General features: G+C 61.1%; 18 protein-coding genes. 5 read left to right on the top strand and 13 right to left on the bottom strand.

Features of this window, described 5'->3' with window-relative positions; translation table 11 throughout:
* Positions 1 to 110 precede the first annotated feature (110 nt).
* From ACNO8S_RS16985 to dgoD, 3 genes are all read right to left on the bottom strand, one after another.
* Complete coding sequence (locus ACNO8S_RS16985; RefSeq protein ID WP_008311924.1) at positions 111 to 1139, bottom strand: LLM class flavin-dependent oxidoreductase; 1029 nt, start codon at positions 1137 to 1139, stop codon at positions 111 to 113.
* Positions 1140 to 1571: 432 nt separating this feature from the next.
* Positions 1572 to 2603, bottom strand: a complete 1032-nt coding sequence (locus ACNO8S_RS16980) for an NAD(P)-dependent alcohol dehydrogenase (protein WP_146417796.1) — start codon at positions 2601 to 2603, stop codon at positions 1572 to 1574.
* Positions 2604 to 2672: 69 nt separating this feature from the next.
* Complete coding sequence (dgoD, locus tag ACNO8S_RS16975) at positions 2673 to 3824, bottom strand: galactonate dehydratase (RefSeq protein ID WP_420182962.1); 1152 nt, start codon at positions 3822 to 3824, stop codon at positions 2673 to 2675.
* A 120-nt stretch (positions 3825 to 3944) separates the two neighbouring features.
* Between dgoD and ACNO8S_RS16970 the strand changes: the two genes are divergently transcribed.
* Entirely contained in the window at positions 3945 to 4718 is a 774-nt protein-coding gene (locus ACNO8S_RS16970; RefSeq protein WP_420182961.1) for an SDR family NAD(P)-dependent oxidoreductase, read from the top strand.
* 4 nt (positions 4719 to 4722) lie between these two features.
* Here ACNO8S_RS16970 and ACNO8S_RS16965 read toward each other — a convergent pair whose 3' ends face one another.
* From ACNO8S_RS16965 to ACNO8S_RS16940, 6 genes are all read right to left on the bottom strand, one after another.
* Positions 4723 to 6198 carry a rhamnulokinase gene (locus tag ACNO8S_RS16965; protein ID WP_420182960.1) on the bottom strand — a complete coding sequence of 492 codons (1476 nt, stop codon included), beginning with the start codon at positions 6196 to 6198 and terminating at the stop codon, positions 4723 to 4725.
* A gap of 32 nt (positions 6199 to 6230) precedes the next feature.
* The gene (locus ACNO8S_RS16960; RefSeq protein WP_420182959.1) at positions 6231 to 6884 is read right to left on the bottom strand and encodes a class II aldolase/adducin family protein; all 654 of its coding nucleotides are present in this window, start codon (positions 6882 to 6884) and stop codon (positions 6231 to 6233) included.
* 64 nt (positions 6885 to 6948) lie between these two features.
* Positions 6949 to 8109, bottom strand: a complete 1161-nt coding sequence (locus ACNO8S_RS16955; RefSeq protein ID WP_064289109.1) for an ABC transporter ATP-binding protein — start codon at positions 8107 to 8109, stop codon at positions 6949 to 6951.
* A 91-nt stretch (positions 8110 to 8200) separates the two neighbouring features.
* Positions 8201 to 9079, bottom strand: a complete 879-nt coding sequence (locus ACNO8S_RS16950) for a carbohydrate ABC transporter permease (protein ID WP_044952797.1) — start codon at positions 9077 to 9079, stop codon at positions 8201 to 8203.
* A complete protein-coding gene (locus tag ACNO8S_RS16945) occupies positions 9079 to 10011 on the bottom strand; it encodes a carbohydrate ABC transporter permease (RefSeq protein WP_420182958.1) in 933 nt (310 codons plus the stop codon). Before ACNO8S_RS16945 ends, ACNO8S_RS16950 begins: the two co-directional genes overlap by 1 nt.
* 36 nt (positions 10012 to 10047) lie before the next feature.
* Positions 10048 to 11481 (bottom strand): ABC transporter substrate-binding protein, encoded by a 1434-nt coding sequence (locus ACNO8S_RS16940; RefSeq protein WP_191449118.1) that lies wholly within the window; start codon positions 11479 to 11481, stop codon positions 10048 to 10050.
* Positions 11482 to 11827: 346 nt separating this feature from the next.
* Here ACNO8S_RS16940 and ACNO8S_RS16935 point away from each other — a divergent pair, with 346 nt between their 5' ends.
* Both ACNO8S_RS16935 and ACNO8S_RS16930 read left to right on the top strand, forming a co-directional pair.
* On the top strand, positions 11828 to 12862 hold the full coding sequence (locus tag ACNO8S_RS16935) for a galactitol-1-phosphate 5-dehydrogenase (protein WP_014031137.1): 1035 nt from the start codon (positions 11828 to 11830) through the stop codon (positions 12860 to 12862).
* A gap of 298 nt (positions 12863 to 13160) precedes the next feature.
* On the top strand, positions 13161 to 13928 hold the full coding sequence (locus tag ACNO8S_RS16930) for an IclR family transcriptional regulator (RefSeq protein ID WP_014031138.1): 768 nt from the start codon (positions 13161 to 13163) through the stop codon (positions 13926 to 13928).
* Between the two features lie 606 nt (positions 13929 to 14534).
* Here the strand turns inward: ACNO8S_RS16930 and ACNO8S_RS16925 are convergent.
* Positions 14535 to 15539: a HEAT repeat domain-containing protein gene (locus ACNO8S_RS16925; protein WP_420182957.1), complete on the bottom strand. Its 1005-nt coding sequence runs from the start codon at positions 15537 to 15539 to the stop codon at positions 14535 to 14537.
* 380 nt (positions 15540 to 15919) lie between these two features.
* On the opposite strand from ACNO8S_RS16925, the gene ACNO8S_RS16920 reads away from it, so the two are divergent.
* Together ACNO8S_RS16920 and ACNO8S_RS16915 are read left to right on the top strand one after the other, a co-directional pair.
* Positions 15920 to 16441: an LUD domain-containing protein gene (locus ACNO8S_RS16920; RefSeq protein WP_420182956.1), complete on the top strand. Its 522-nt coding sequence runs from the start codon at positions 15920 to 15922 to the stop codon at positions 16439 to 16441.
* Between the two features lie 2 nt (positions 16442 to 16443).
* Complete coding sequence (locus tag ACNO8S_RS16915; protein WP_420182955.1) at positions 16444 to 18624, top strand: LUD domain-containing protein; 2181 nt, start codon at positions 16444 to 16446, stop codon at positions 18622 to 18624.
* A 210-nt stretch (positions 18625 to 18834) separates the two neighbouring features.
* Here the strand turns inward: ACNO8S_RS16915 and ACNO8S_RS16910 are convergent, their stop codons facing one another.
* From ACNO8S_RS16910 to ACNO8S_RS16900, 3 genes are all read right to left on the bottom strand, one after another.
* Positions 18835 to 20184: a DUF362 domain-containing protein gene (locus ACNO8S_RS16910; protein ID WP_420182954.1), complete on the bottom strand. Its 1350-nt coding sequence runs from the start codon at positions 20182 to 20184 to the stop codon at positions 18835 to 18837.
* A 125-nt stretch (positions 20185 to 20309) separates the two neighbouring features.
* Positions 20310 to 21644 (bottom strand): glycerate kinase type-2 family protein, encoded by a 1335-nt coding sequence (locus tag ACNO8S_RS16905; protein ID WP_420182953.1) that lies wholly within the window; start codon positions 21642 to 21644, stop codon positions 20310 to 20312.
* Between the two features lie 570 nt (positions 21645 to 22214).
* A complete protein-coding gene (locus tag ACNO8S_RS16900; RefSeq protein WP_420183006.1) occupies positions 22215 to 23144 on the bottom strand; it encodes an NAD-dependent epimerase/dehydratase family protein in 930 nt (309 codons plus the stop codon).
* Between the last annotated feature and the right edge of the window lie 289 nt (positions 23145 to 23433).

Genomic DNA, 23433 nt, shown 5'->3' with positions numbered 1-23433 from the left:
TGGTGTAAACAACGCAAATAGAGGCTATCAAGCGAATATTTAGTGGCATAAACTGGACTTTTGATAGTATAACATAGAACTCCGTTTACATCCCACGCCAATAGAGAGAGTCAGCGCGGTGTGAGCCCGACACCGTCTGCGAGCAACTCGTGGGAGCGGAGCGCGTCAGCGTGGTCGCCGACGACGTGCTGGATCATCACCTCATCGACTCCGACACGATCAGACAGCTGTTCGAGAAGGTTATTGAGCGTTTCCGGGCTCCCGGAGATCGCTCGTGGCCACTCACCGGCATCCAGCGTGGCGGGCGTCGGTTCGGGCACCGCTCCGAGTTCGTCGATCGCTTCCTCGACAGATGGAGTCGTGCCAACGACCCCTCGCTCCATCCGCTTGAACGACGCTTCGGCCACGGCGCGGAGCCGCGCCGCTTCCGCGTCGGTCTCGGCACAGACCGCGTTCACTGCGACCATCCCCTGTGGCTCGTCGACGCCGCCGGCCAACTCCGACGATTCGAAGTGAGTCCGGTACTCCTCGAACGAACGGGTGGCCAACCCCGGTCGAATGAACGCAGCGAAACAGTAGCGCAGGCCAAGTTCGCCGGCCAGTGCGGCGCTCGACGGGCTCGACCCGAGAACCCACGGCACAGGCGTCTCCGCATCTGAACGAGGGATTTCCAGATCACTGTACGCGTGTCCGTCCGGGTAGCTGTCGTAGAGGTGCGAAACGACGGCTTCGATTTTTTCGGCGTGGTCTTCGTCGGGGTTCCGGACGCGGCGGTCCGTCCCGAGCGCGCGGTCCACGGCCGGAGACCCGTTTGCCCGCCCAAGCCCCGCGTCGATTCGTCCGGGAGCAAGGCCATCGAGGGAGCCGAACAGTTCTGCGACTTTGAACGGGCTGTAGTGGTTGAGGAGGACCGCACCCGACCCGAGCCGAATGGAGTCGGTTTCGGCGGCGAGGTTGCCGAGCAGTACCTCGGGTGTTGTTCCGGCGAGCTTGTTTCCCATCCCGTGGTGTTCCGCCACCCAGAACCGGGAATAGCCGAGGCGTTCGGCCTGCTGGGCCGCGTCGACGGTGTTCGAATACGCGTCAGCCGCAGTTCCGTCATTCGGGACCGGAGAGAGATCGACGATTGAGAGGTCCATATCCGCCCACAACGGTGGCGAGGTTTAACCGTTCGGCTACTCACAGTGCGTGGGTATCTCACTCGGGCACGCCGCTCTGATGGAACGTCCCACCCGGATATAACTGATATCTAGAAAAAGCAATAATTTTATGCAATACTATAATAATCAGAATGTCTCACTTCGCTATACTGGCTATCTCTGGGCAGTGTGAAGGTCGGAGAATTATATCTCTCGGGCACCTACCGAAACCCTCCGGATCCCAAATACGTGGGCCTCAAGCGCTATGAGGCCGTACATTCAGAGAATATACCGCCTCATTAATTGTTTCAGAGTCGCGTCACGGGGTCGTGCGTACAACGGGCCTGCTGAAATTACTACCAATATTCAGTAATACCTGTATATCTATCATATCGCGCTTTTTCCGGGACAGTCTTCTCAATGCAGTGCCGGTTACGAATCAAGTGATATCATGCCCTTGACCACAGTCGGCTCCATCGCTCGGCGGAACGCGTCGTCGATGTCCTCAAGTCCGGATTCGAAGTCGATGATTCCCTCAACGTCGACTTCGCCGTCGGCCAACAGGTCGACAGCCGCGTCGTAGGTGTTCTTGTACCGGAACGAGCCGTGGACGTCGACCTCGTTGTCGATGAGTTCCAGCACGTCGATTGGGACCTCCGCTTCGCTGGCGAGTCCGACCAGAACGACCGTGCCGCCCCGACGGACCACGTCGATTGTCGACTTGATCGACGGCTCCGCGCCGGAGGCTTCGACGACCACATCAGCACCGACGCCGTCCGTGTACTCGGCGACCGCCGCATCGAGATCCGTTTCGGTAACGTTGACGGTCAGGTCCGCTCCCCGTTCTTCGGCAAAGGTCAGCTTTTCGTCGACGACATCGGTCAGTATTACGTCCGTCGCGCCCGCGGCACGCGCGGCCTCCAGCACCATCAGCCCAATCGGCCCAGCTCCGGTTATCAGCACTGTATCCCCGGTTCCGACGCTGCCGCGGCGGCAGGCGTGGATGCCGACCGAAAGCGGCTCGCACAGTGCCCCTTCAGCAGTGGAAACGGCCTCCGGGAGCGTGTAGGCGAAGTCGGCCGGCCACGAGACGTACTCCGTGAACGCGCCGTCGTGTGGCGGCGTCGCCATGAACGTCACTTCCTCACAGAGGTGGTAATCGCCGCGCTTGCAGTGGGCACAGCGCCGGCACGGAACGCCGGGTTCGAGCGCGACCCGGTCACCCGGTTCGTGGTGCGTAACGTTCTCGCCCACTTCGACGACTTCACCGGCGCTCTCGTGTCCGAGGACGAGCGGGTCTTCGACGACGTAGTCGCCGATACGACCGTGTTCGTAGTAGTGGACGTCGGAGCCACAGATCCCAACGTCGCGAACGGCAACGAGTACGTCGTCGGGCCCGGGCGACGGTCTGGGACGGTCCTCCAGCTCGAACTCATTTGGTTCTACCAGTACAGCAGTTCGCATACCTGTTGGCACGGAACAGAGCCATAAAAATACACAGGGTGGGCCGCCCCATTGGGTTGCCGTGTCCAGCTACCACTCCGCGACGCTCCCGTCCTCGTGGTGCCATACCGGGTTGTACCAGTTGACCTCTGTCTGTGCCAGTTCGCGGATGAGAGTCTCGTCGAGACCGATACCGAGTCCGGGGCCGGTCGGCCGTTTGACGTAGCCGTCTTCGAACTGGAACGTCTTCGGGTCCTCCAGGACCTTGAGTCGCTGGCTCGTCGTCGGGTCGTGTAGATCGAGGTCCTGTTCGTGCAGCACGACGTTCTGGGCGCAGAACCCGACCTGCAGGCTCGCCGCGAACGCGACGGGGCCGAGCGGACAGTGTGGAACGACGGCTACGTCGAACGTTTCCGCCATCGACGCGACCTTGCGCATCTCGCTGATGCCACCGACGTGGGTCACGTCGGGCTGGAGTATCGACACCCCGTCGTCAACGAGGAGGCGCTTGAAGTCATAACGCGAATAAAACCGTTCGCCAGTCGCTATCGGAACAGTCGTCCGCTCGGCGATACTGGCAAACGAGTCGTCGTGTTCGGGGAGCAGCGGCTGGTCGATGAACATCAGATCGAACTGTTCGAGTCGCTCGACGAGATCCGCGGCCATCGGTTTCGAGACGCGGCCGTGGAAGTCGACTCCGACGAGGGCGTCGTCACCGACGGCGTCACGGATTGCAGCCACACGCTCAACCGCATGATCGACAGCGTTCGGCGTCTCAATCGGCCGAAACTCCCGGGCGAAATTGAACTTGAACGCTCTGTAGCCGCGTTCTCGGTCCTCTTTCGCGGCCGCGGCCACGTCTTGCGGATCATCGCCACCGAGCCACTGGTAGACGAGTAGCTTATCGCGGACGTGCCCGCCGAGTAGTTCGTGCACCGGTGCGCCGTAGTGCCGCCCCTTGATGTCCCAGAGCGCGTGGTCGATGCCCGCGAGCGCGCTCATGAGTATCGGCCCGCCGCGGAAGTACCCGCTCTGATAGAGCTTCCGCCAGTGATACTCGGTTCGAAGTGGGTCGGCCCCAAGGAGATACGCCTCGATAAGCTCGGTAACAGCGGCACGGACTGTCTCCAACCGGCCCTGAACGATGGGCTCGCCCCAGCCGACGATCCCCTCGTCAGTCTCCAGTTTAAGAAGCAACCACCGCGGCGGCACGGCGAACAGTTCGAAGTCGGTGATTTGCATAGCTATGTTATCTGCGAGGGAGTACTTGTAATGACTGGCTGCCGATATCGGCCCGACAAAGACTGTAACAAAAATAGGCGTACATTTATGCTGGAGGCTACCGGAGCACCAAGCGTACGCATGAGTGTAGTTGACAGCTTCTCCCTCGACGGAGAGACAGCTATCGTCACCGGTGCGGCGCAGGGTCTCGGCAAACAGATGGCGACCGGGCTCACCGAGATGGGGGCCGACGTGGCTATCGCGGACGTGAACATCGAGAAAGCGGAACGGACGGCCGCAGAACTCGACGGTCAAACGGACGTCGTCGCGACGGAGGTCGACGTGACGGACGAAGCCTCGGTCGAGGCGATGGTCGAAGACGTGACCGACCGCCTCGGACCGATTGACGTACTGGTCAACAATGCCGGGATCGTCGAGAACTCCCCTGCGGAGGAGACGAGCATCGAGTCATGGCGGCGGGTCGTATCGGTCAACCTCGACGGTGTCTTTCTCTGTGCCAAACACGTCGGCCAGCAGATGCTCGAACGGGGCGAGGGCCGCATCGTCAACGTCTCCTCGATGTCAGGCTTCGACGTGAACGTCCCGCAGAAACAGGCCAGCTACAACACGACGAAAGCCGGCGTCAGGATGCTGACCCAGTCACTGGCGGTCGAGTGGGGCGAGCAGGGCGTCCGCGTCAACACTATTGCGCCCGGCTACATGCGGACCGAACTCGTCGACGAAGTGCTCGAAGAGAGCCCCGAGATGGAAGAAACGTGGCTCGAGAACACGCCGATGGGCCGACTCGGTCGACCGGAGGAACTGAAAGAACTCGTCGTCTACCTCGCGTCGGACGCGTCGTCGTACATGACGGGGTCGACCGTCGTGATGGACGGCGGCTACACCTCGCGGTGAGGTGTCAGGCCTCGGGCGACGAGGCGTCGGTCAGTGCGGCCAACCGGTCTTTTACGTCGGCCCACTCGCCAGCGGTACCCGGTTCGTATGTCGTCGTCTCGAACGCCGATTCGACCAACTGCCGCCCGGTTTCGATGTCAGAAACCGTTCCGGCGGCGACGGCCTGTGTGAGGACGTTGCCGACAGCCGTCGCCTCGACTGGGCCAGTCGACACTGGGCGGTTGGTGGCGTCGGCCAGTAGCTGACAGAACAGCTCGTTTCTAACACCGCCGCCACCGAGCACGATATGCGATGGCGGGTCGTCGACGACTGCCGCGAGCGCGTCGAGTTCCAGCGCCGTTTTCGCCGCCAGGCTGTCGAGGAGACAGCGGACGATGCTGCCCTGCCCCGTCGGGACGGGCTGGTCCGTTCGGCGGCAGTAGGCCCGGATCTGCTCGGGCATCGGCTCGTCGATGCCGAACGTCTCGGCATCCGTATCGACGAGTGCGGCCCGTGGCGGGGCCTCCTCGGCGGCCGACAACAGCGTCTCGTACTCCAGCGGTTCGCCCGCTTCGCGCCACGCTTTGCGGCATTCTTCGAGCATGAAGAAGCCGTTGATGTTTTTCAGGAGCCGGACACTCCCGTCGACGCCGAGTTCGTTCGAAACGCCGTGTTCGAAGGCGTCGTCTGTCCGCACTGGTGCATCGCGCTCGACGCCGAGGATGAACCACGAGCCAGTGTTGAGGAACGCGGCGTCCTCGACCAGCGGGAGCCCGGCGACGGCCGCCGCCGTGTCGTGGCTCGCCGGCGTCACTATTTCCGGCGGCGAAGACAGCCCCGAGACGACGTCGTCATCGACCGCCCCGAGACATTGTCCGGGTTCAGACAGCGGCGGGAGCAGGTCAGTCGGCACCGACAGCTCTTCGAGCAGGTCGGTGGCCCACGTTCGTTCCTCGGGATCGACCATCTGCGTGGTCGAGGCAATCGTCACCTCGCCCGCCGGCACCCCTCCAATCCGTGCGGACAGGAGCTGTGGCATCATGAGCAGGCCGTCGGTTTCTTCGAGGCGTTCGGGCTCCCGCTCAGCGATGGTGTGGAGCTGCCACAGTGTGTTCGGCGTGTTCCAGTTCGTAATGCCGGTCGCGTCGAACAGCCGCCGCTTGCCGACGGCCTCGAACACTTGCTCGCGTGTGGCCGTCGACTCGGGGTCGCGGTAGGAGACCGGGTCCCGGAGCAGTTCGCCGTCGGCCAGGAGTCCGAAGTCGAGCCCCCAGGTGTCGATACCGACCGTGTCGAGGCCGTCGGCGCGGTCGTCGGCCGCACTGAGCCCGTCGCCGATGTGGTCGACCAGCGCGTCGACGTCCCAGACGTAGCGGCCGTCCCGTTCGACGGGTCGGTTGTCGAACCGGTGGACCTCCTGTACCGCGAACGAGGACTCGGTCACCTCGCCGAGGAACACCGTCCCGCCGCTCGCGCCGATGTCGATTGCGACGTGGTTCATGGGATGCTCTCAGGTGTGGTTCGCACGAGTGGTCACTGTCCGTAGCTGTCGAGCTTATCGGCCAGCCGGTCGATCTCCTCGTCCGGGAGGATCTCCGGCTCGCCGATGGCCCGGGCCTGATGGTGGATGCGGGCGCAGTACTCGACCATCAACGCGACCGTGTAGGCGTCGTCCAGCGACTCGTCGGCGGTCAGCACGCCGTGGTTGCGCAACAGCGTGGCGTTGAACGACTCGCCCAGCGCGTCGACGGCGGCCTCGCCGAGTTTCTCGGTCGCGTGCGTTTCGTATTCGGCGACTGGGACCTCCGTCCCGGTGAACGAGAGGAGGTAGTGGGAGGCGGGAATCGCCTCCCCGAGCGAGGCAAACGTCGTCGCGTACGGCGAGTGGGTGTGGACGACGCCACCGACCGCGGGCCGCTCGCGGTAGACCGCCAGATGCATCGGTAGCTCCGTCGACGGCTCGACGTCGCCCTCAACGACAGTGCCATCCATCCGTACAACAGGAACGTCTTCCGGTTCGATCTCCTCGTAGGGGATTCCCGACGGGCTGATCGCGATGTGGTTCTCGTCGAGTCGGGCACTCAGGTTTCCACCGGTCCCGGTTGTCAGATCGTCGTCGAGCAGGCTCCGGCCGTACTCGCAGATAGCGGTTCGCGTCTCGTAGTGTGGAATATCTTGAGCTGTCATGTGTCATGTGTCGTGTGTCGATAACTGTCGGTTGCGGCGAGTGAGGCGACGACAGGTATCGCCGTCACTCGGCGGGTTTCATTTGCTCTTCGAGCGCCATCTCCGCGTCGTCACCGAGCTGGCGCTGGTGGATCGTCTCGCCGCTGGCGCGGTCGAACAGGTGCACGTCCCGGTCCGGGATCTCCACGTAGACGTGTTGGCCCTCGCTGATCGGGCGCTGGCCGTCCGTCTCGACGATGAACGTCTGCTCGTGGCTCTGTGACCGGGCCTGGAGATAGACGTAGGAGATGCTCCCCATCGGTTCGACGACGTCGACGACGGCCTCGAACTCGTGGCCCGAGTTCGCCCGGTCGTGAAGCGTCATATCCTCCGGCCGAATACCGAGGACGAGTTCGTTTCGACTCCCAACAGCGGACTGCATCCGCTCGGTCAGGTCGAAGTCGAAGCCGTCCGCGCGGAGGGTTCCGCCCTCGACGGTGCCCTCGAAAAAGTTCATCGACGGCGAGCCGAGGAAGCCGGCCACGAACTGGTTGGCCGGGCGGTAGAAACACTCCAGCGGCGTGCCGACCTGCTGGAGTTCCCCGTAGTTGAGGACGACGAGCCGGTCGCCCATCGTCATCGCCTCCGTCTGGTCGTGGGTGACGTACAGCGTCGTCACGTCGAGGTCGTTCTGGAGCCGGTTGATCTCGGTGCGCATCTCCGCCCGGAGCTTCGCGTCCAGGTTCGACAGCGGCTCGTCCATCAGGAAGACGTTCGGGTCACGGACGATAGCGCGGCCGAGCGCGACACGCTGTTGTTGTCCCCCGGAGAGTTCGCCGGGCTTGTCGTCCAACAGCATATCGATGTCCATCATCTCGGCAGCGGACGTAACGGCTTCCTCGATCTCGTCGGCGGACATGTCCGTCGACATTTTCAGCCCAAAGGACATGTTCTCCTCGACGGTCATGTTGGGGTACAGCGCGTAGTTCTGGAACACCATCGCGATGTCCCGGGCGCGCGGGCCGAGTTGATTGACCACCTTATCGCCGATTCTGATATCGCCCTCGGATTGCGTTTCCAGCCCTGCGACGATGCGCATGAGCGTCGACTTCCCGCTCCCGGACGGACCGACGAAGACGATGAACTCGCCATCGCGGATGTCCAGCGAGACGTCGTCGACCGCGACGATTGACTCATCTCCTTCACCGAATCGCTTCGTAACGTCGTCGATTGTGATCTTTGCCATTATCTTGCCTCCGATGTGCGGCTAAGTGAAGCTACCGCCGCCGCAGGGGCGTCGTTTGCGAGCGATACGTGTCGTGGTGTGGACAGCGTCGTCATTCTTTGATCACCACGCCGAAGCTGAGCCCGGCCGCGAGGTACTTGTTGACCGCGATGAGGAAGATGACGACCGGAACGATCATCGCTGTCGAGGCGGCCGCGAGCATCCCCCATTCGATCGAGCGCGAGCCGATGAACGAGTAGACGAACAGCGTCACCGGTACGGCCTCGAAGCTCGTCAGCACGAGCCCGAACAGCAGCTCGATCCACGCGAAGATGAAGCTGATGATGGCGACCGAGAAAATGCCGGGCTTGGCCGCCGGGAGGACGACCTTCCTGAAGCCCTGGAACTGGGTCGCGCCATCGACACGGGCCGCCTCTTCCAGCGTCTCGGGGATGCCGTCGAAGAACGCTTTCATCACCCAGACGACGAGCGAGAGGTTGATGCTGACGTACATCAGCACCATCCCGACCCGCGTGTCGAACAGATTGAGCTCCCGGAAGATGATGAAGAAGGGGAGCACGACGGCAATCGGCGGAAGCATCCGTGAGGAAAGTATCCACACGAGCACGTCCCGCTCCATGGGGATATCGTACCGCGAGAGCACATACGCGGCGGGGACGCCGATCAACAGCACGAGGACGACCGACGCCGACACCATGACGAGGCTGTTGGCGAACGCCGCGACGAACCCGGAATCCTGGATCAACTGGATGTAGTTGTACACCGTCGGCAGGAAGATCCAGTCCGGGGGCAGCGAATTCGCTGTTCCGGGCGGCTTCAGCGACATCGAAGCGAGCCAGTACAGCGGGAACAGCACGATGAACGACCACGTCAGGAGAATGGTGTGTCGAACCACCGTGACGATGGTCTCACGCGTATCCTTGTCGAGTCGCTGTGACGCGGTCGCGGAGTCGCTATCCGTTGTCGCCATCAGTCCCACACCCCCTCGAAGCCGACCTTCGCAATGATGACGTTACACAGTGCAACGACGAGGACGAGGTAAACGACGGCGATCGCTGCGGCCACAGTGATCTGGTTGTTGATGAACATCTGTTCGTAGATGTTGATGCTCACGAGCTGGGTCGCCGTCCCGGGACCGCCGCCCGTGAGCCCGTACACCACGCCGAACGTTCGGAACAGGTCGATTAACCGGATGAGCGTCGCGACAAACACGACCGGCTTCATGTAGGGGATGATGACGTGGACGTAGCGACGCCACATCGGCGCACCGTCGACACGCGACGCTTCGATGAGCGTCTTCGGCACCGACGAGAGGCCGGCGTAGAAGATGATGAACATGAACGGCGTCCAGTTCCACGCGTCTAAGAGAATCACCGTCAGCAGCGGGATTTCTGAGAGGAAATTCGGCGCTGCGAACGGCGTGCCGGTGTTTATGACGTACGGAATAATTCCGATTTCGCTGTTCAGCATGATCCGGCCGATGGTCGCGAGCGAGACGGGGGCGACGGCCATCGGAATGATGAACAACACCCGGTAGAACGACTTCGCCCGGTCGGAGCCGACGCCGGCGACGAGCGCGGCCAGGACGAACCCGAGGACCGTTTCGAGGAGCAGCGCGGTGACGACGACAGTAATCGTGATGACGAACGAGTGGATCGCGCCGCCGCGGGTAAACGCCGTCTCGAAGTTGCGCAGCCCCACGAAATCAGCTGCGAATACATCGAGTGTCGGCTCCGCGATCAGGCTGAGATACAGGTCGTAGGCACCGGGGAAGAAGGTGATCATCACCATCACCGCCACCATCGGTGCCATGAACCAGTACGGGAGGTAGTCGTTCCACAGGTCCCGCAGCCTGGCGAAGGTCGATTGAGGTGTCGTTTCCGTTTGCGTTGGTGTACTCATTTGTGGGATGTGTTGTGGCGCAGGTGTGGCTGAGACTTAATTGCTGTAGATGTCTTCTGCGATGGACGCCGCCTGGGTCATCGCCTCCTCAGCGGACTTCTGGCCGGCGATGGCGCGCTGCAGTTCCTCCGAGTACCGCTGGCCCCATTCGGGGTACTTCCGGTCGAACGGGTCCGGCGCTGCTTCCTGCAGGGATTCGAGCGTGACCTGTGCGAAGTTCTCGCCGACGCGAGAGCGGAACTCGTCGTTCTCCCAGACGGACTGTCGGACGGAGAAGGCGGCGTCGCCCTCGACGTGCATCCAGGTGTTGGTCGGCTGCGAGGACGCCCACACCATGAACAGGAACGCCTGCTCGGAGTTCTGGGCGTTTTTGGACGTGGAGATCTGCCAGTTGAACGCGTTGGGCGAGAACTGGCCATCAGCCGGACTGGGAACCTTCGCGATACCGACGTTATCCGCAACTGAGGAGTCAGAGCCGGTGAGTCCGGGCCAGAACAGGTTCGCGTCGGAGACGATGTGGCCGGCGCGGCCCTCCTGCATCGTCGAGAGCACGTCCGACCAGGTCTGGGTCGAGGCCCCTTCGGGACCGTAGTCCTGCAGCAGGCTGACGTACCAGTCCGCCGCGTTGATGACGCCGTCGGAGTCGAGGCCGGAATCGTCCGGGAAACTGTCCCAGAGCTCCGCGCCGTTCTGGCGCAGGAACGTGTTCAGGATGTAGATGTTCATCCCGTACCCCTTGTCGCCACGGCCGACGGTGCCGACGACGTCGGACTCGTTCTCGTGGATGGCCTGTGCGTTCTGACGGAACTCTTCGAGCGTCTCCGCGACCTCCAGGTCGTGCTTGTCGTAGAGGTCTTTGCGGTAGAACTGCGTCTGGACTTCGACGGTAATCGGCATCCCGGTCCAGGTGTCGCTGTAGCCACCACCGTGGGCCTGCCAGCGCGACGCCTCGAAGAGGTCGTCGGTGTCGTACCAGTCCTCGTCGAAGAGGCTGTCGTCGTCAAAGAACGGATCGAGCGGCTGTATCCAGCCCTCCTCACGGAACTGGTTGACGACCTGATCCATGTAGAAAACGTCGAACTGCCCAGCGCCGGTACTGACGTCCGTCTGGCGCTTGGTCCGGAACTGCTGTTCGGGCAGGACGTTCCAGACGACGTCGATCCCGGTCAGTTCCTCGAAGACCGGGACCGCGGGTTTGATGGCCGAAACCCAGGGGTGCTGGACGGCCCCGATGTTGATCGAGGACCCCTCGAACTGTCGCCAGTCGATATCGGCGTCCTCGTACTCGCTGAGTGGAATCGCGAGCTCGCCATCGCTTCCGTCGGTGCTGGTTCCGCCATCACTACCCCCACTTGAGCCGTCACTTCCGCTCCCATCTGAGCCATCGCCGCCTCGTGTACAGCCAGCGAGACCGCTGAGTAGTCCGACACCTGTCGCTTTCAGAAACGTCCGCCTGTTGGAGTTGGTCATGCCAGTTTGCCTCGTCACTACCGAATTACCGATGCATAATAAAGGTAATCATCTGTAAGGTAGAATACCCATCCCACTGGGGGAGATCCGACGGTTTGCAGTACTAGGACGCCTCTATCTACGAATTCCTCTGTCGCCCGATTACGGGAGACCGTGGCAAGATTTTAATACACGGTCCGAAAACATCGATAGTACGGATCGTGGCTGAGTCCGCTGTGTGCGTCCAGCTCGGCTGGACCAGTGACAACGGGCTACGGCCCAGACCACCCATGACCCGACCCACACCAACTCACGACCGAGGTACTGCTGTAGTGACGACCGCGACCCGACCGTCGGAGGACGACTGATGCGCGCCAGCACGTTGACCGATGTCGGCGAAATTACCGTCGAAGAGCGTGACCGACCGGACCCTGCGGATGACGAGGTTCTCGTTCAGGTCGGCGCCTGTAGCGTCTGCATGACCGACTATCATATGTACCACGGCACCTTCGCCGCAGAGACACCGCTGGTCCTGGGCCACGAAGGTGCCGGGACCGTTGCGGAAGTCGGTGCCGACGTTGAGGGCTTCGCGGTCGGAGACCGCGTCGCAATCAACCCCACCGTCCCCTGTAACGCCTGCTCGTACTGCAAGAAAGGGGAGACGCACCTCTGTGAGAACAACACGAGCATCGGCGGTGCCGGTGACACCATCCTCGACGGTGCCTTCGCTGAATACGTCCGCGTCCCGGCGATCAACGTCGAGGACATCGGCGAGATGTCATTCGAACGGGCCGCACTCGCCGAACCGCTCGCCTGCTGTGTCCACGGCGTCGAGCAGACAGACATCAAACCCGGAGACAGCGTCGGTATTATCGGCGCTGGCCCGATTGGCTTGCTGCTCCTGCAGGCGTTCCGCAATGCAGGCGCTGCCCCAATCGTGGTTTCCGAACTTGATGACGAACGACGAGAGCTGGCTGCCGACCTCGGCGCAGATGCCGTCGTCGACCCCAACGAAGAAGATCCCGAGGAGGCGATCTGTGCGGCGGCCGGCGGACCGGTCGACGTCGGCGCCGAGGCTATTGGGCTCGTCCCGACAATCAAGCAGGCCAACGCTGTGACTGCGTCCGGTGGCTCGACACTCATCTTCGGCGTCCCTGACCAAGAAGCGACAATGGAAATCAGCCCGTTCGATGTCTTCTTCGACGAGGTCGACTACCGCGGCTCGTTCTCCCTGACGACCGAGGACTTCGAGCGAGCGATAACACTGCTCAGACACGAACGCATCGATGCCGAGACGCTCATCACCGAACGTATCGGGCTCGACGATCTCCCGACAGCGTTTGAACGGATGGGCAACGCTGAGGGGCTGAAGAAAGTAGTCGTTCCAGGGGATTCCGAGTGAGCGAGTACGACCTCCTCGATACTGTCCGGAAATGCGGTCGTCGTGGCGCTTGACCACGGTATCGCTATGGAAGCAATTCGTGAACTCGAACAGTACAGTCCACACTTGACGCGGTGCCTTGCAACCGGCCGCAGTTGTTCTGGAGAGAAGAACGAATAAATTTCGACAGTCGGAACTCGTAGCGATCCAGAAAATAGTGATAAATAATGTAGGATATCTTCTGGGCCTACTGCACATGCCACCATCTGTTCTGCTCTAGTGAACAGGCTTTTGTCGCGGCGGGTCGAAACGACGGTCAATGACCGACGAACCACAGTATGCAGTCGAAGCAACCCAGACATCGGTGGCTATCCTCGAAGCGCTTGTCGACGCGACGGGGCCTGTCGGCGTTACAGAGCTTGCCAATCTCGTCGGGGTTTCCAAGAGCGTCGCCCATAACCACCTCTCGACGTTGCGTGCGGCCGGATACGTGGTCAAGCGCGCAGAGAAGTACGAGGCGTCGCTCCGCCCGTTGTTTCTCGGTGAGCGAACGCGTGATGGACTCAGTTTCTATCAGGCGGCGAAACAACAACTGGACAATCTCGCGACGGCAACAGGGGAGACAGCGACACTGTTCGTCCTCGAAGAAACGGCCGGTGTCCCGGTGTCGATCTCCGAACCCGAGGACGGCTGGGGAGTCCCGTTCCACGCGGGCGAACGGTTGCCACTCCATGTCAACGCTCCGGGAAAGGCACTGCTGTCGTCGCTCCCGAGTGATCGCGTCGAATCGGTTCTCGATGAAAGAGAGCTTGTCGCACCGACTGACGCAACTCTCGTCGACCCAGATGAACTCATCGAGGAACTGCGCCGGGTTCGTGATGACGGCATTGCGTTCTGTAGAGGAGAACAGTACGAGGGGATTATCGGTGTTGCCGCCCCGCTCCCTGACGTCAGTGGTGATCGGATCGCTGCACTGGGCATCTGTGGCCCCGTTGAGCGTTTGAACGGCCGATACCTCAGGGAGGATATCACCGGGCAGGTCCTCAGCACGACAAAATCCATTCAGGTGGCCCTTACATCGAATTGATGGGTTCTTGAATAACGGGCGTACTACTGTTATTCTATTCTGTTGGTGGCCGCCATCGGAATGGACGAACGGCCTCACTGCCACACACCGCTACCGACGACGCCTGATCTTCATGCGTCGAAAAGATAGTTTCCGGTCACCCCGGCATCAGAAGTAATCTCACGAAGGAATCGCGGATCACTTTATGCCCCCTCTGTACTGACTGTGAGATTAAGCACCATCGTGTGAGTGCTACTGCTGTCAATCGCGTGCTGTTCTCTACAGCAGAACAGGCCGCAGGATTGAACAGCGAGGTGTTGTGGGGACAGTCCCACCGACTACAACAGCGGCTATTGGTCTCTAACTCACGTCCACCGCTAATATGAATATAATTGACACATTTCCGGTCATATATCTCAAAATTGGAGATGGAATTGCCAGATATACGTCTATCCCATCCAAGTCTGTATGTCCCATACGCAACATCTGATCTTCCACGGAAGTAGATAGCTCTGATGGGTATCGCTACGAGACGACGCAGCACCAGATAACTACTGCAACCGTGACCCTGTCAGAGACGGAGACAATGCGGTTTCTGTGGGAACTGCAGGAAAACCGACTGTGCCCTCACAATGGGGTGCCACAGCCCGGGCACAGCGGGGGGCCGGATTCGGGGAGCGAAAGCCCGCAGTGTGGGCACCCGTCATCGCCTTCCGGCGTCCGGATCTCCGAGACAATGTCGGATGTCTGTGTGCGGATTGCATCTCTCGCGGCTATTCCTGTAAAGCCATCAGCAGGTTCCGCCCCGCGATACTGGGAGAGAGCGAACCGGGCTCGCTCGGCAACAAACTCCTCGTCCACAGTGAACTCTTCGAGTTGTGCTTCCGGGAACGCTTCCACGCTCTTAGTGCCGGCAAGCAACCCCAGCGCTTCGGCTGCCCGCCCGCGGACGTATCTGCTTTCGTCTTCGAGACACGAGACGAGTGCTTCCCTGGCGTCTGTAAGCCGTTCGGGACACGCAGAGCCGATAACGACGAGAGCTGTGCTCAGGTGATATCGAACCAGTTCGCTGTCCGCTCGAAGATGCTCGGCGAGCGAGTCGACCTGATAGCGGAGTCTGTCGGGACGGCCCATGGCGACGTGGGCCAGCGCCTTCGCCAATTTCTCCCTAACTTCTGGTTTGTCGAACTCCAGGCCGATGCGCAGGTCTGCCACGACTTCAGGCGAGACGACGGCATCGGGATGGTTGACGGCGACGTAGCCCAGTGCCTCTGCACACCGGGCGCGAACGTAGTAGAACTCCGACTCATCCGCCAGTCGCTCGGCAAGCGTCGGGACAACCGGAACCACGCTGTCCGGCGCGCTCTCGCTGACCGTGACGAACAATTTCGCTGTCGTGAGCCGTGTTGGCCGCTCGCTATTCTGCAAAAACACAGTGAGCGACGTCAGTACGCCGTCGAACAGTTTCGGCTGGTCGTCAGCAGCCGCTTTGAGTGACCGCAAGCACGCCTGCTGGTCAGCCGCTCCGGCCATCGAAAGCCGCTCAAGTGCTGTCAGTGCGTCAGCTTTCTCTCCTTGTTCGAGTAACGTCACAATCTCTGAATCTGGAGGTGCACCGGATTGGTCGTCCATCGGTCCGTTGTCGGCATTTCTCGGAGAACCCACAAAACCCCTTGCCTCCCGGGTATTACTCGATCCGAAATAACCGCACACCGTTGAAACTGTGATACCGCCATTAATGCCGTATATGGTAATGCATCTATGGTTTATACACCTATTTATGAGAGATGTCGGTAGAGAGTACCGATATTTGGATGTATTTGTGTGGCGAATATATTAATCAGCTCACATCGGGCGAGTGGCAATATAAGTAAATACAGTAACTGTCTGCTGATCTAGTAAAACGATGCCCAGCGTAGCTGGATATACGCGGCAGCCCACTGGATTTGTCGGACTTCCGCCCGTTTCAGACAAAAGCTAAATGATGATGTAGGTTTTCGGTTCGCGCATAGATGAAAAGCAAACGCGCGTCGTTCGAGGGCGCTCTCGAAGCATTGGGTGCGACAGTTTCAAGCACTGCCGAGTCCGACCTCGAAGCCGCTGTTACGGAGGCAGTCACGGAGCCTGCAGTCGGGATCGCGCTCGACAAAACGGCCGGGGACGAGGCGTTTTCGCTCACGGAGACGCCGGTCACGGTCGACCCCACTCCGGTCGCGCTTCGCGAAGCGACCACCGGCGTAACCGGTGCTGAACTCGGCATCGGCGACTACGGTTCGCTCGTCCTCTCGATGACCGAAGAGGCCAGCGAACTCCTGAGCCTGTTTGTCGAGCGTCACGTCGCCATTCTTCACGAGGAAGACATCCAGCCCGATATGGACGCGGCAGTGGCAGAACTGGACGAACGGTTCAACGAAACCGGTGGGAGCGCGATCATCGCAACAGGACCGAGCGCGACAGCCGATATGGGCGCGCTCGTCAAAGGCGCACACGGACCCAAGGAAGTCCACGTCATCATCGTCGAGGAGGGTGCGTGACGATGGCGACCGCCGACGAACTCCGCGAGCTGATGCGGACCGAGGGCGCGGCAGTCGCGGAGAACACCCAGGGGTTCAACACGGGGCGCTACGACTCTGTCGCGGACCTGGGAGACTACGAGGAACTCAAGCAAGCGGCCCGGAGTATCAAGGAGGACGCCATCGAGGAACTTCCAGATCTCCTCGACCAACTGACGGAGGCCGTCGAAGCGAACGGGGGAACGGTGTACATCGCCGACGACGCCGCCGACGCGAACGACTACATTCGCGATGTCGTCGACGAACGAGCGGCTGACCGGGTCGTCAAGAGCAAGTCGATGACCAGCGAGGAGATCGAGGTCAACGAAGCGCTCGAAGCAGACGGTGTGGACGTGGTCGAGACGGACCTGGGCGAGTGGGTGTTGCAGGTCGCCGACGAAGCCCCTTCTCACATCGTCGCCCCGGCGATTCACAAGTCCCGCGAGAGCATCGCGGAGCTGTTCAACGAACGGTTCGAGCCCGACGAGCCGCTGGAGACGGCCGAGGAACTGACCCGCTTCGCCCGGAAAAAGCTGGGCGAGCAGATCATCGACGCGGAAGTCGGCATCACCGGTGCGAACTTCGTCACGGCCGATACCGGGACGATGGCGCTGGTCACCAGTGAGGGCAACGCCCGCAAAACTGTGGCCGCGACGGACACGCACGTCGCAGTGGCCGGCGTCGAGAAGGTCATCCCGACGGTTGGAGACCTCCACCCGTTCATCGAACTCATCGGTCGCTCGGGCACCGGACAGGACATCACGTCGTACGTCTCGCTGCTGACTCCGCCAGTCGACACGCCGGTCGTCGATTTCACCGACGACGAAACACCGCTGTCGGAATTCGATTCCGACCGCGATTTCCATCTCGTGTTGATCGACAACGGCCGACTGGAGATGCGAGATGACGAGCAGCTTCGGGAGACGCTGTACTGCATCCGATGTTCCGCCTGTTCGAACTCGTGTGCGAACTTTCAGAGCGTCGGCGGCCACGCCTTCGGCGGGGAGACGTATTCGGGTGGCATTGCGACGGGCTGGGAGGCCGGCATCGAAGGGCTGGACGTGGCCGAGGAGTTCAACGACCTCTGTACCGGGTGTACCCGCTGCGTGAACGCCTGCCCGGTCGGCATCGATATCCCCTGGATCAATACCGTGGTTCGGGACCGGATCAACCGCGACAAGGACGCCCCCGGAGAGTGGCTCGTCGACGGACTCACGCCCGACGAGGAGGACGACGGTGCGCCACTGCAAAAGCGCTTCTTCGGCAACTTCGAGACCGTCGCAAAGCTCGGCAGCGCCACCGCACCGGTGTCGAACTGGCTGGCCGACACGACAGTCGCACAGCAAGCGATGGCCCGAATTTTGGGTATCGACCCGCGACGTGACCTCCCGATGTTCGAGCGGGAGACGCTCGTCGACTGGGCCGCTGCCCGTGACTCACAGGTCACAAACCCCGAGCGCCGGGCGGTGCTCTACCCGGACCTGTACACGAATCACGTACAGGTCGAGCGCGGCAAAGCCGCGGTGAAGGTGCTCGAATCGCTGGGCGTCGACGTGGTGGTCCCACCGGTACCATCCAGCGGCCGCGCGCCGCTATCACAGGGTATGGTTGCGACGGCGACAGACCACGCTGAGCGGGTCACAGAGGCCCTCGAACCACATATCGCAGACGGCCGCGACGTGGTCGTTATCGAGCCGAGCGACCACGCGATGTTCACACGGGAGTACGAGCGCCTCCTCGACGAGTCGGCGTTCACCGACATCGCGGAGAACAGCTACGAGGTCTTCGAATACGTGTTCGGGCTGCTCGACAACGGGGCGTCCGTCGAGTCGCTCTCGACAGTCACCGGCGCTGAAATCGCGTACCACAGCCACTGCCAGCAGCGGACGCTCGGGCTCGAAGCACACACTGTCGCTGTGCTCGAAGAGTGTGGCTACGACGTCGTCACGTCCGATGTGGAGTGTTGCGGTATGGCCGGGAGCTTCGGGTACAAGTCCGACTACTACGAACTGAGCATGGACGTCGGCGACCGACTCCGGACGCAGTTGCGCGAGGACGGTGTCCAAGACCGCCCCGTCGTCGCAAGCGGGACTTCCTGTCTCGAACAGATCGACGCCCTGCTGGAACGGCAGCCGCGCCATCCTATCGAGCTGTTGGCGACATAAACTGAGAACCGCGTGCAGGCAACAGGACACAGCCCCTAACGCGTGTACGGCCGTTATTTATCCCGTATTTATACCTCTTGCGCGTGTTGGGCTACGTATTGGAATGGACACCACGACCCGAGATGTCGTGCGTGCCGGTGTGACGCGTGCGTATCGTGTCTTGTCCTGTCTGCGGTCTGCAGTGCACGTATGCAGGTCCGCTACCGACAGCTATTCGCGGAGTGGCGGCGCGGCGAGCTGTCCGTTGTCGAACTCGATCGGCGACGGCGCTTCGACGACTCGGAGGTCGTCACGGTCGCGTGCGGCCTCGACCAGCGCGGGTGACGCGTAGAGCTGGTGGAGATGCATCGTGTCGGCCGCACGGAGCACGCGAACGGTGTCGGTGTCGACGACCCCTATCGTCGACAGTGCGGCGACGATGCCGGCGCGGTCGGTTTCGACCACTGGCGGTACTTTCACCCCGCGAATCGTGCTCGCGGTGAGCGCGTTGATCAGCGACGTCTGCGCGTCGAGTTCCGCGACGACATCTTCGTGGACGACATCGGCTGAACCGACGCCCATCGCGTTCCCGTGGGTCTTCTCTGTCAGCCCGCGTGTGAAGATGCGCTTGATGTCTGGCGTCTCCGGAGCCGGCTCGTTTATCGAGAACGGTCGGCGGCCGATGACGTTAGTATCGAGTCCCTGGCCGCTGATTTCCTTCCCCTGGCGGTCGAATACCACGAGATCGAGTTCATCGAACGGGAGCTTGGGCATCAGTTCGTAGGCGGTCTCTAACAGTTCCGCCTCGCGGTCGAGGAAGCCACTTGGCGGCACGCCCTCTATCAGCGTCGTCTCGTCGTGCTGGTCCTCGACGATTGCGACGCCGCCGACAATCGGCAACTCGTCGAGCAACTGCCCGGTGATCTCTGGAATCATCCGCCGGAACGACCAGTCGACGGCCCACTTGTGCGCGATCTGTGCGCCGCGTTGCTTGCCCATGCCGATGACGAGCATCTTCGAGAGCCCGCTTTCGACTGGCCCGTCGAAGTCCGTATGCGGTTTGACGCGGTTGATGGGAATGATTGCATCAGCCGCCACAGCCGTATCGTCTGCGACGACGGGCACGTCCCGGTCCGGCGTTCGCCCGACCTCGACCACGTCCATGGTCGACCGGATTTCACAGCCGATAGCCGACTCGGTCACGCCGAGTTCGTTCAGCATCGTTCGCTGGCCCTCGCCGGTAGCCCCACCGTGGCTCCCCATGGCCGGGAAGACGAACGGCTCGTAGCCGGCGTCGGAAACTGCGTCGGCGACACCGGCGACAATAGTGGGCAGGTTCGCGATACCACGGCTGCCGACGCCCAGCGCGCCTTCGCCGCCTTCTGGCACGTCGGCAAAGGACAGGGACTCGACCGCCCGGGCCGCGTGTGTTGCGACGTCGTCCGGCGCTATCGGGTCCGTCTCCCAGTTCTGTTCGATGACGCCGAGTTCGGGGAGCGGCGGGTCGCCACAGGCATCGACGATTGTTTCTTCCGGAACGGAGAGGGCGTCCGCCGCGATCTGTTGATCGGATGCGTTCATACGCAGCATATCAGACTGTCTGTTGATAAACGTGAGCCACGGATTGAACGGTACTGCCCTTCCATCGTGATGCGGCAGTCCGGTAGTACCACTCGAAAATAGCCACCGTGTCTCGGGGGCCGGCATTACTCGCTCGGGTCTGGGATAACGAGCACGGCCACGTCGTTGACGTTCGTCCCGGTCGGCCCGGTCTCGACTGTCGCCTCGATTTGAGAGAGGTACGAGCCGGCGTCGTTTGCGAGAAGCGCGTCGCGGGCCCGTTCGCGGTCGGCGACGACGGTCGCGTCAGCGATAGCCCCGGCCACGTCGGAGCTCCCGTCTTCGCCGTCAGTGTCGACGGCGGCGATGACCGCGTCGCCGTCGTGGACCAGTGCGCCGGAGAGGACGAACTCCTGATTGGGGCCGCCTTGTCCACCGTCCCCGGTCACGGTCACAGTCGTTTCGCCGCCGGCGAGGAGGACGGCCGGCGGCTCGACGGGTGTTCCCGTCGCCGTAGCTTCTTCGGCGATAGCGACGAGCGGTTTCGCCACCTCGCGGGCTTCGCCGCGCAGGCGAGACGTGAGCACGAGCGGTTCGTACCCGGCTTCCTGTGCGACAGCAGCGGCGGCGTCAAGTGCGGTTGCGTTGTCCCCAATGAGATGGTTCGTGACCCGGTCAAAGACCGAATCGTCGGGAAACGGTGTCTCCGATATTCGGCCGTCTCGTCCGGCTTCGAGGTGGTCTCGAACGGCCGGCGGTGGAGTGAGGTCGTACTGAGCAAACACGTCAAGGGCGTCCTCGTAGGTGGCTTCGTCCGGAACTGAGGGCCCGCTACCGATGGTCGAGAGGTCGTTCCCGACAACGTCGCTGATCAGTACCCCGGCGACAGTGGCGGGAGCCGCGCGCCGTGCTATCTGCCCGCCTTTCAGATCCGAGAGGTGCTTCCGGACCGCGTTGATCTCTTCAATCGGGACGCCACCACTCAGGAGTCTGTCGGTCGTCGTCTGGAGGTCGTCCAGCGTCAGGTCTCCGGCCGGAGCCGACAGAAGCGCGCTGGCTCCGCCGGTCAGGACAAACAGCACGAGCGTGTCTTCGTCGGCGTCGTCGACGGTTTCGAGAATATCGATGGTCACCTCAACGTTCCGGTTCGACGGTAACGGGTGGTCTCCGACGGAACTCCGGACGGTTTCGGTGTCGATAGCCTGCTCGACGACGACGTGGCCGCCGCTGAGGGAGTCGCCGAGAATGGATTCGAGCGCGCGGGTCACGCCACCCGTGGCTTTCCCGCCGCCGACAACAACGACATCGGTGTAGTTGCCGAGGTCGTACGTTGTCTCACCGACTGTCAGCGTCTCACCGACGCGGCTGACGACCGACCTAGTGGCCACTTCTGGCGCAGCCGCGGCCACGGCGGCCTCGATACAATCGAGTGCCACCTCGCGTGCAGCGTTGGCAGCCAGTGCGGCCCGGTTCTGAATCATACAACTGTTTCCATCCGAATCGGTAAAAGTCCCCTCGGTAGCAGAGGTCAGCGAGCGCTGTCTGCCGCCATGAGATACCAGCCCTACCGATAATGTGATCATTATATAGCTACTGTTTAAAACCGTCCCAATATACCCCAGCCCTGCTGGAAGCTCCGTCCGAAGATATTCCCGAGTAAGGGTACTTGTAACCGAGTGGATTGCCCAGTTAGAACTGGGTAGAGGCCAAGAAATAGAGCATTCTGACATTTCCTGTTACAGTCAGCGTCCGATGCACCTCCGTCCTCATCGTGCCGGTATCCACCTCTCAACTCTCCGGGCTACTCCAGTCGCCAGTTCTCGGTGTATTATATTGGGCTGGTTGAGCAAGCCAAATGTTTTGGATCAGGACCAGTGGTAGACGTTGTTTTATATCATTACGTATGGATTATCTGTATCCTTCATACGGACATCACTGAATCGATGAAGCAAGCAAGTATCTACATCTTTGATATCGAGATCAAATAACTGGCCTGAATGTGGATCTCTTATTATATTTGTACATATAACTCGATCAGCAACCGGCGGCGTTTATTCCCCTTCAGCACTGAGCGTCGATTCAAGCCCTTTTTCAAGCGACACTGTTGGTTCATATCCCAGCAGTGTGCATGCGTCACTGAGATCTGCTTCGCTCTCCTTGATGTCATCTGTGCGTTCAGGGACGTGTTTTATCCCCACATCCGTTCCAACGACATCTCGGACGGTTTCGGCGAGTTCGTTGATAGAGATACTTCGTCCAGTTCCGACGTTGAACGGCCTGCCGATAGCATCCGTTGTAGCTGCAAGCAGGTTTGCACGTACGACATCATCGACGTGGACGAAATCTCGCGTCTGTTCCCCGTCACCCTCGATTGTGAGCGGGGTACCGGCCTGCGCCTGCCGGATGAAGGTGCCGATGACACCGGCGTACTCCCCGTCAAGCCCACGCGGCCCGTAGACGTTGAAGTATCGTAACGGAACTGTCGGCAGGCCGTACCGTTCTGTGTAAAACTGCGCATACTGTTCACCGAGATGCTTCTCGATTCCATATGGAGTGCGTGGGTCGGCCGGCTCCGCTTCTCTAATCGGGACTGTATCGGGATTGCCGTATACGGCGGCACTTGAGGCGAGTACGACCCGTGCATCCTGCCGTCGAGCGCAATCGAGAACGGTGACGGTTGCCGACCCGTTGAGCTCGTGACAGTCGACCGGCTGCTCGATTGACTCGGGGACACTAACCATCGCAGCCTCATGAAAAACTATGTCGACGTCGTCCATCGCTTTGCTGACTGTTTCCGTATCTCGTATGTCCCCCTCAATTACAGTCACATCCTCCGGGAGGTTTGCTCGCCGTCCCGTCGAGAAGTTATCAAGGACTCGAACATGGTTCTCCACCGCTAACGCTGATGTTAGATGGCTTCCAACGAACCCACCACCCCCGGTAACTAGCACCCGACAATTGCTGACATCATTCATCGACATGTCATTCGAAGACGCGGTTTTCATGTTTTAAGTTATTCGTAGACATACGTCTCCTTTCCCGAGCGAGTCATCTCGATCTCACAGAGACTGTGCCGAACTATAGTAGCCATTGAAAATCAATGCACACCTGATCGCATGACGGCAGTGCGATCAGTGTGTACATCGTTTCAATTGTTACTATAATCCCATCTGATACCGTAGCGGCCATGCGTTGTATCCCCGCGTCAGACTATACTTTGTTACCTGCTTTTTGCGGATAATACAGGATTGGGGCAATCTCGGAAAGCTG

This window comes from Haloarcula sp. KBTZ06 (genome assembly GCF_048595605.1).
Taxonomy (GTDB): domain Archaea; phylum Halobacteriota; class Halobacteria; order Halobacteriales; family Haloarculaceae; genus Haloarcula; species Haloarcula hispanica.
The sequence above is the reverse complement of the archived record's forward strand: the minus strand, read 5'-3'. Positions and strand labels throughout refer to the sequence as shown.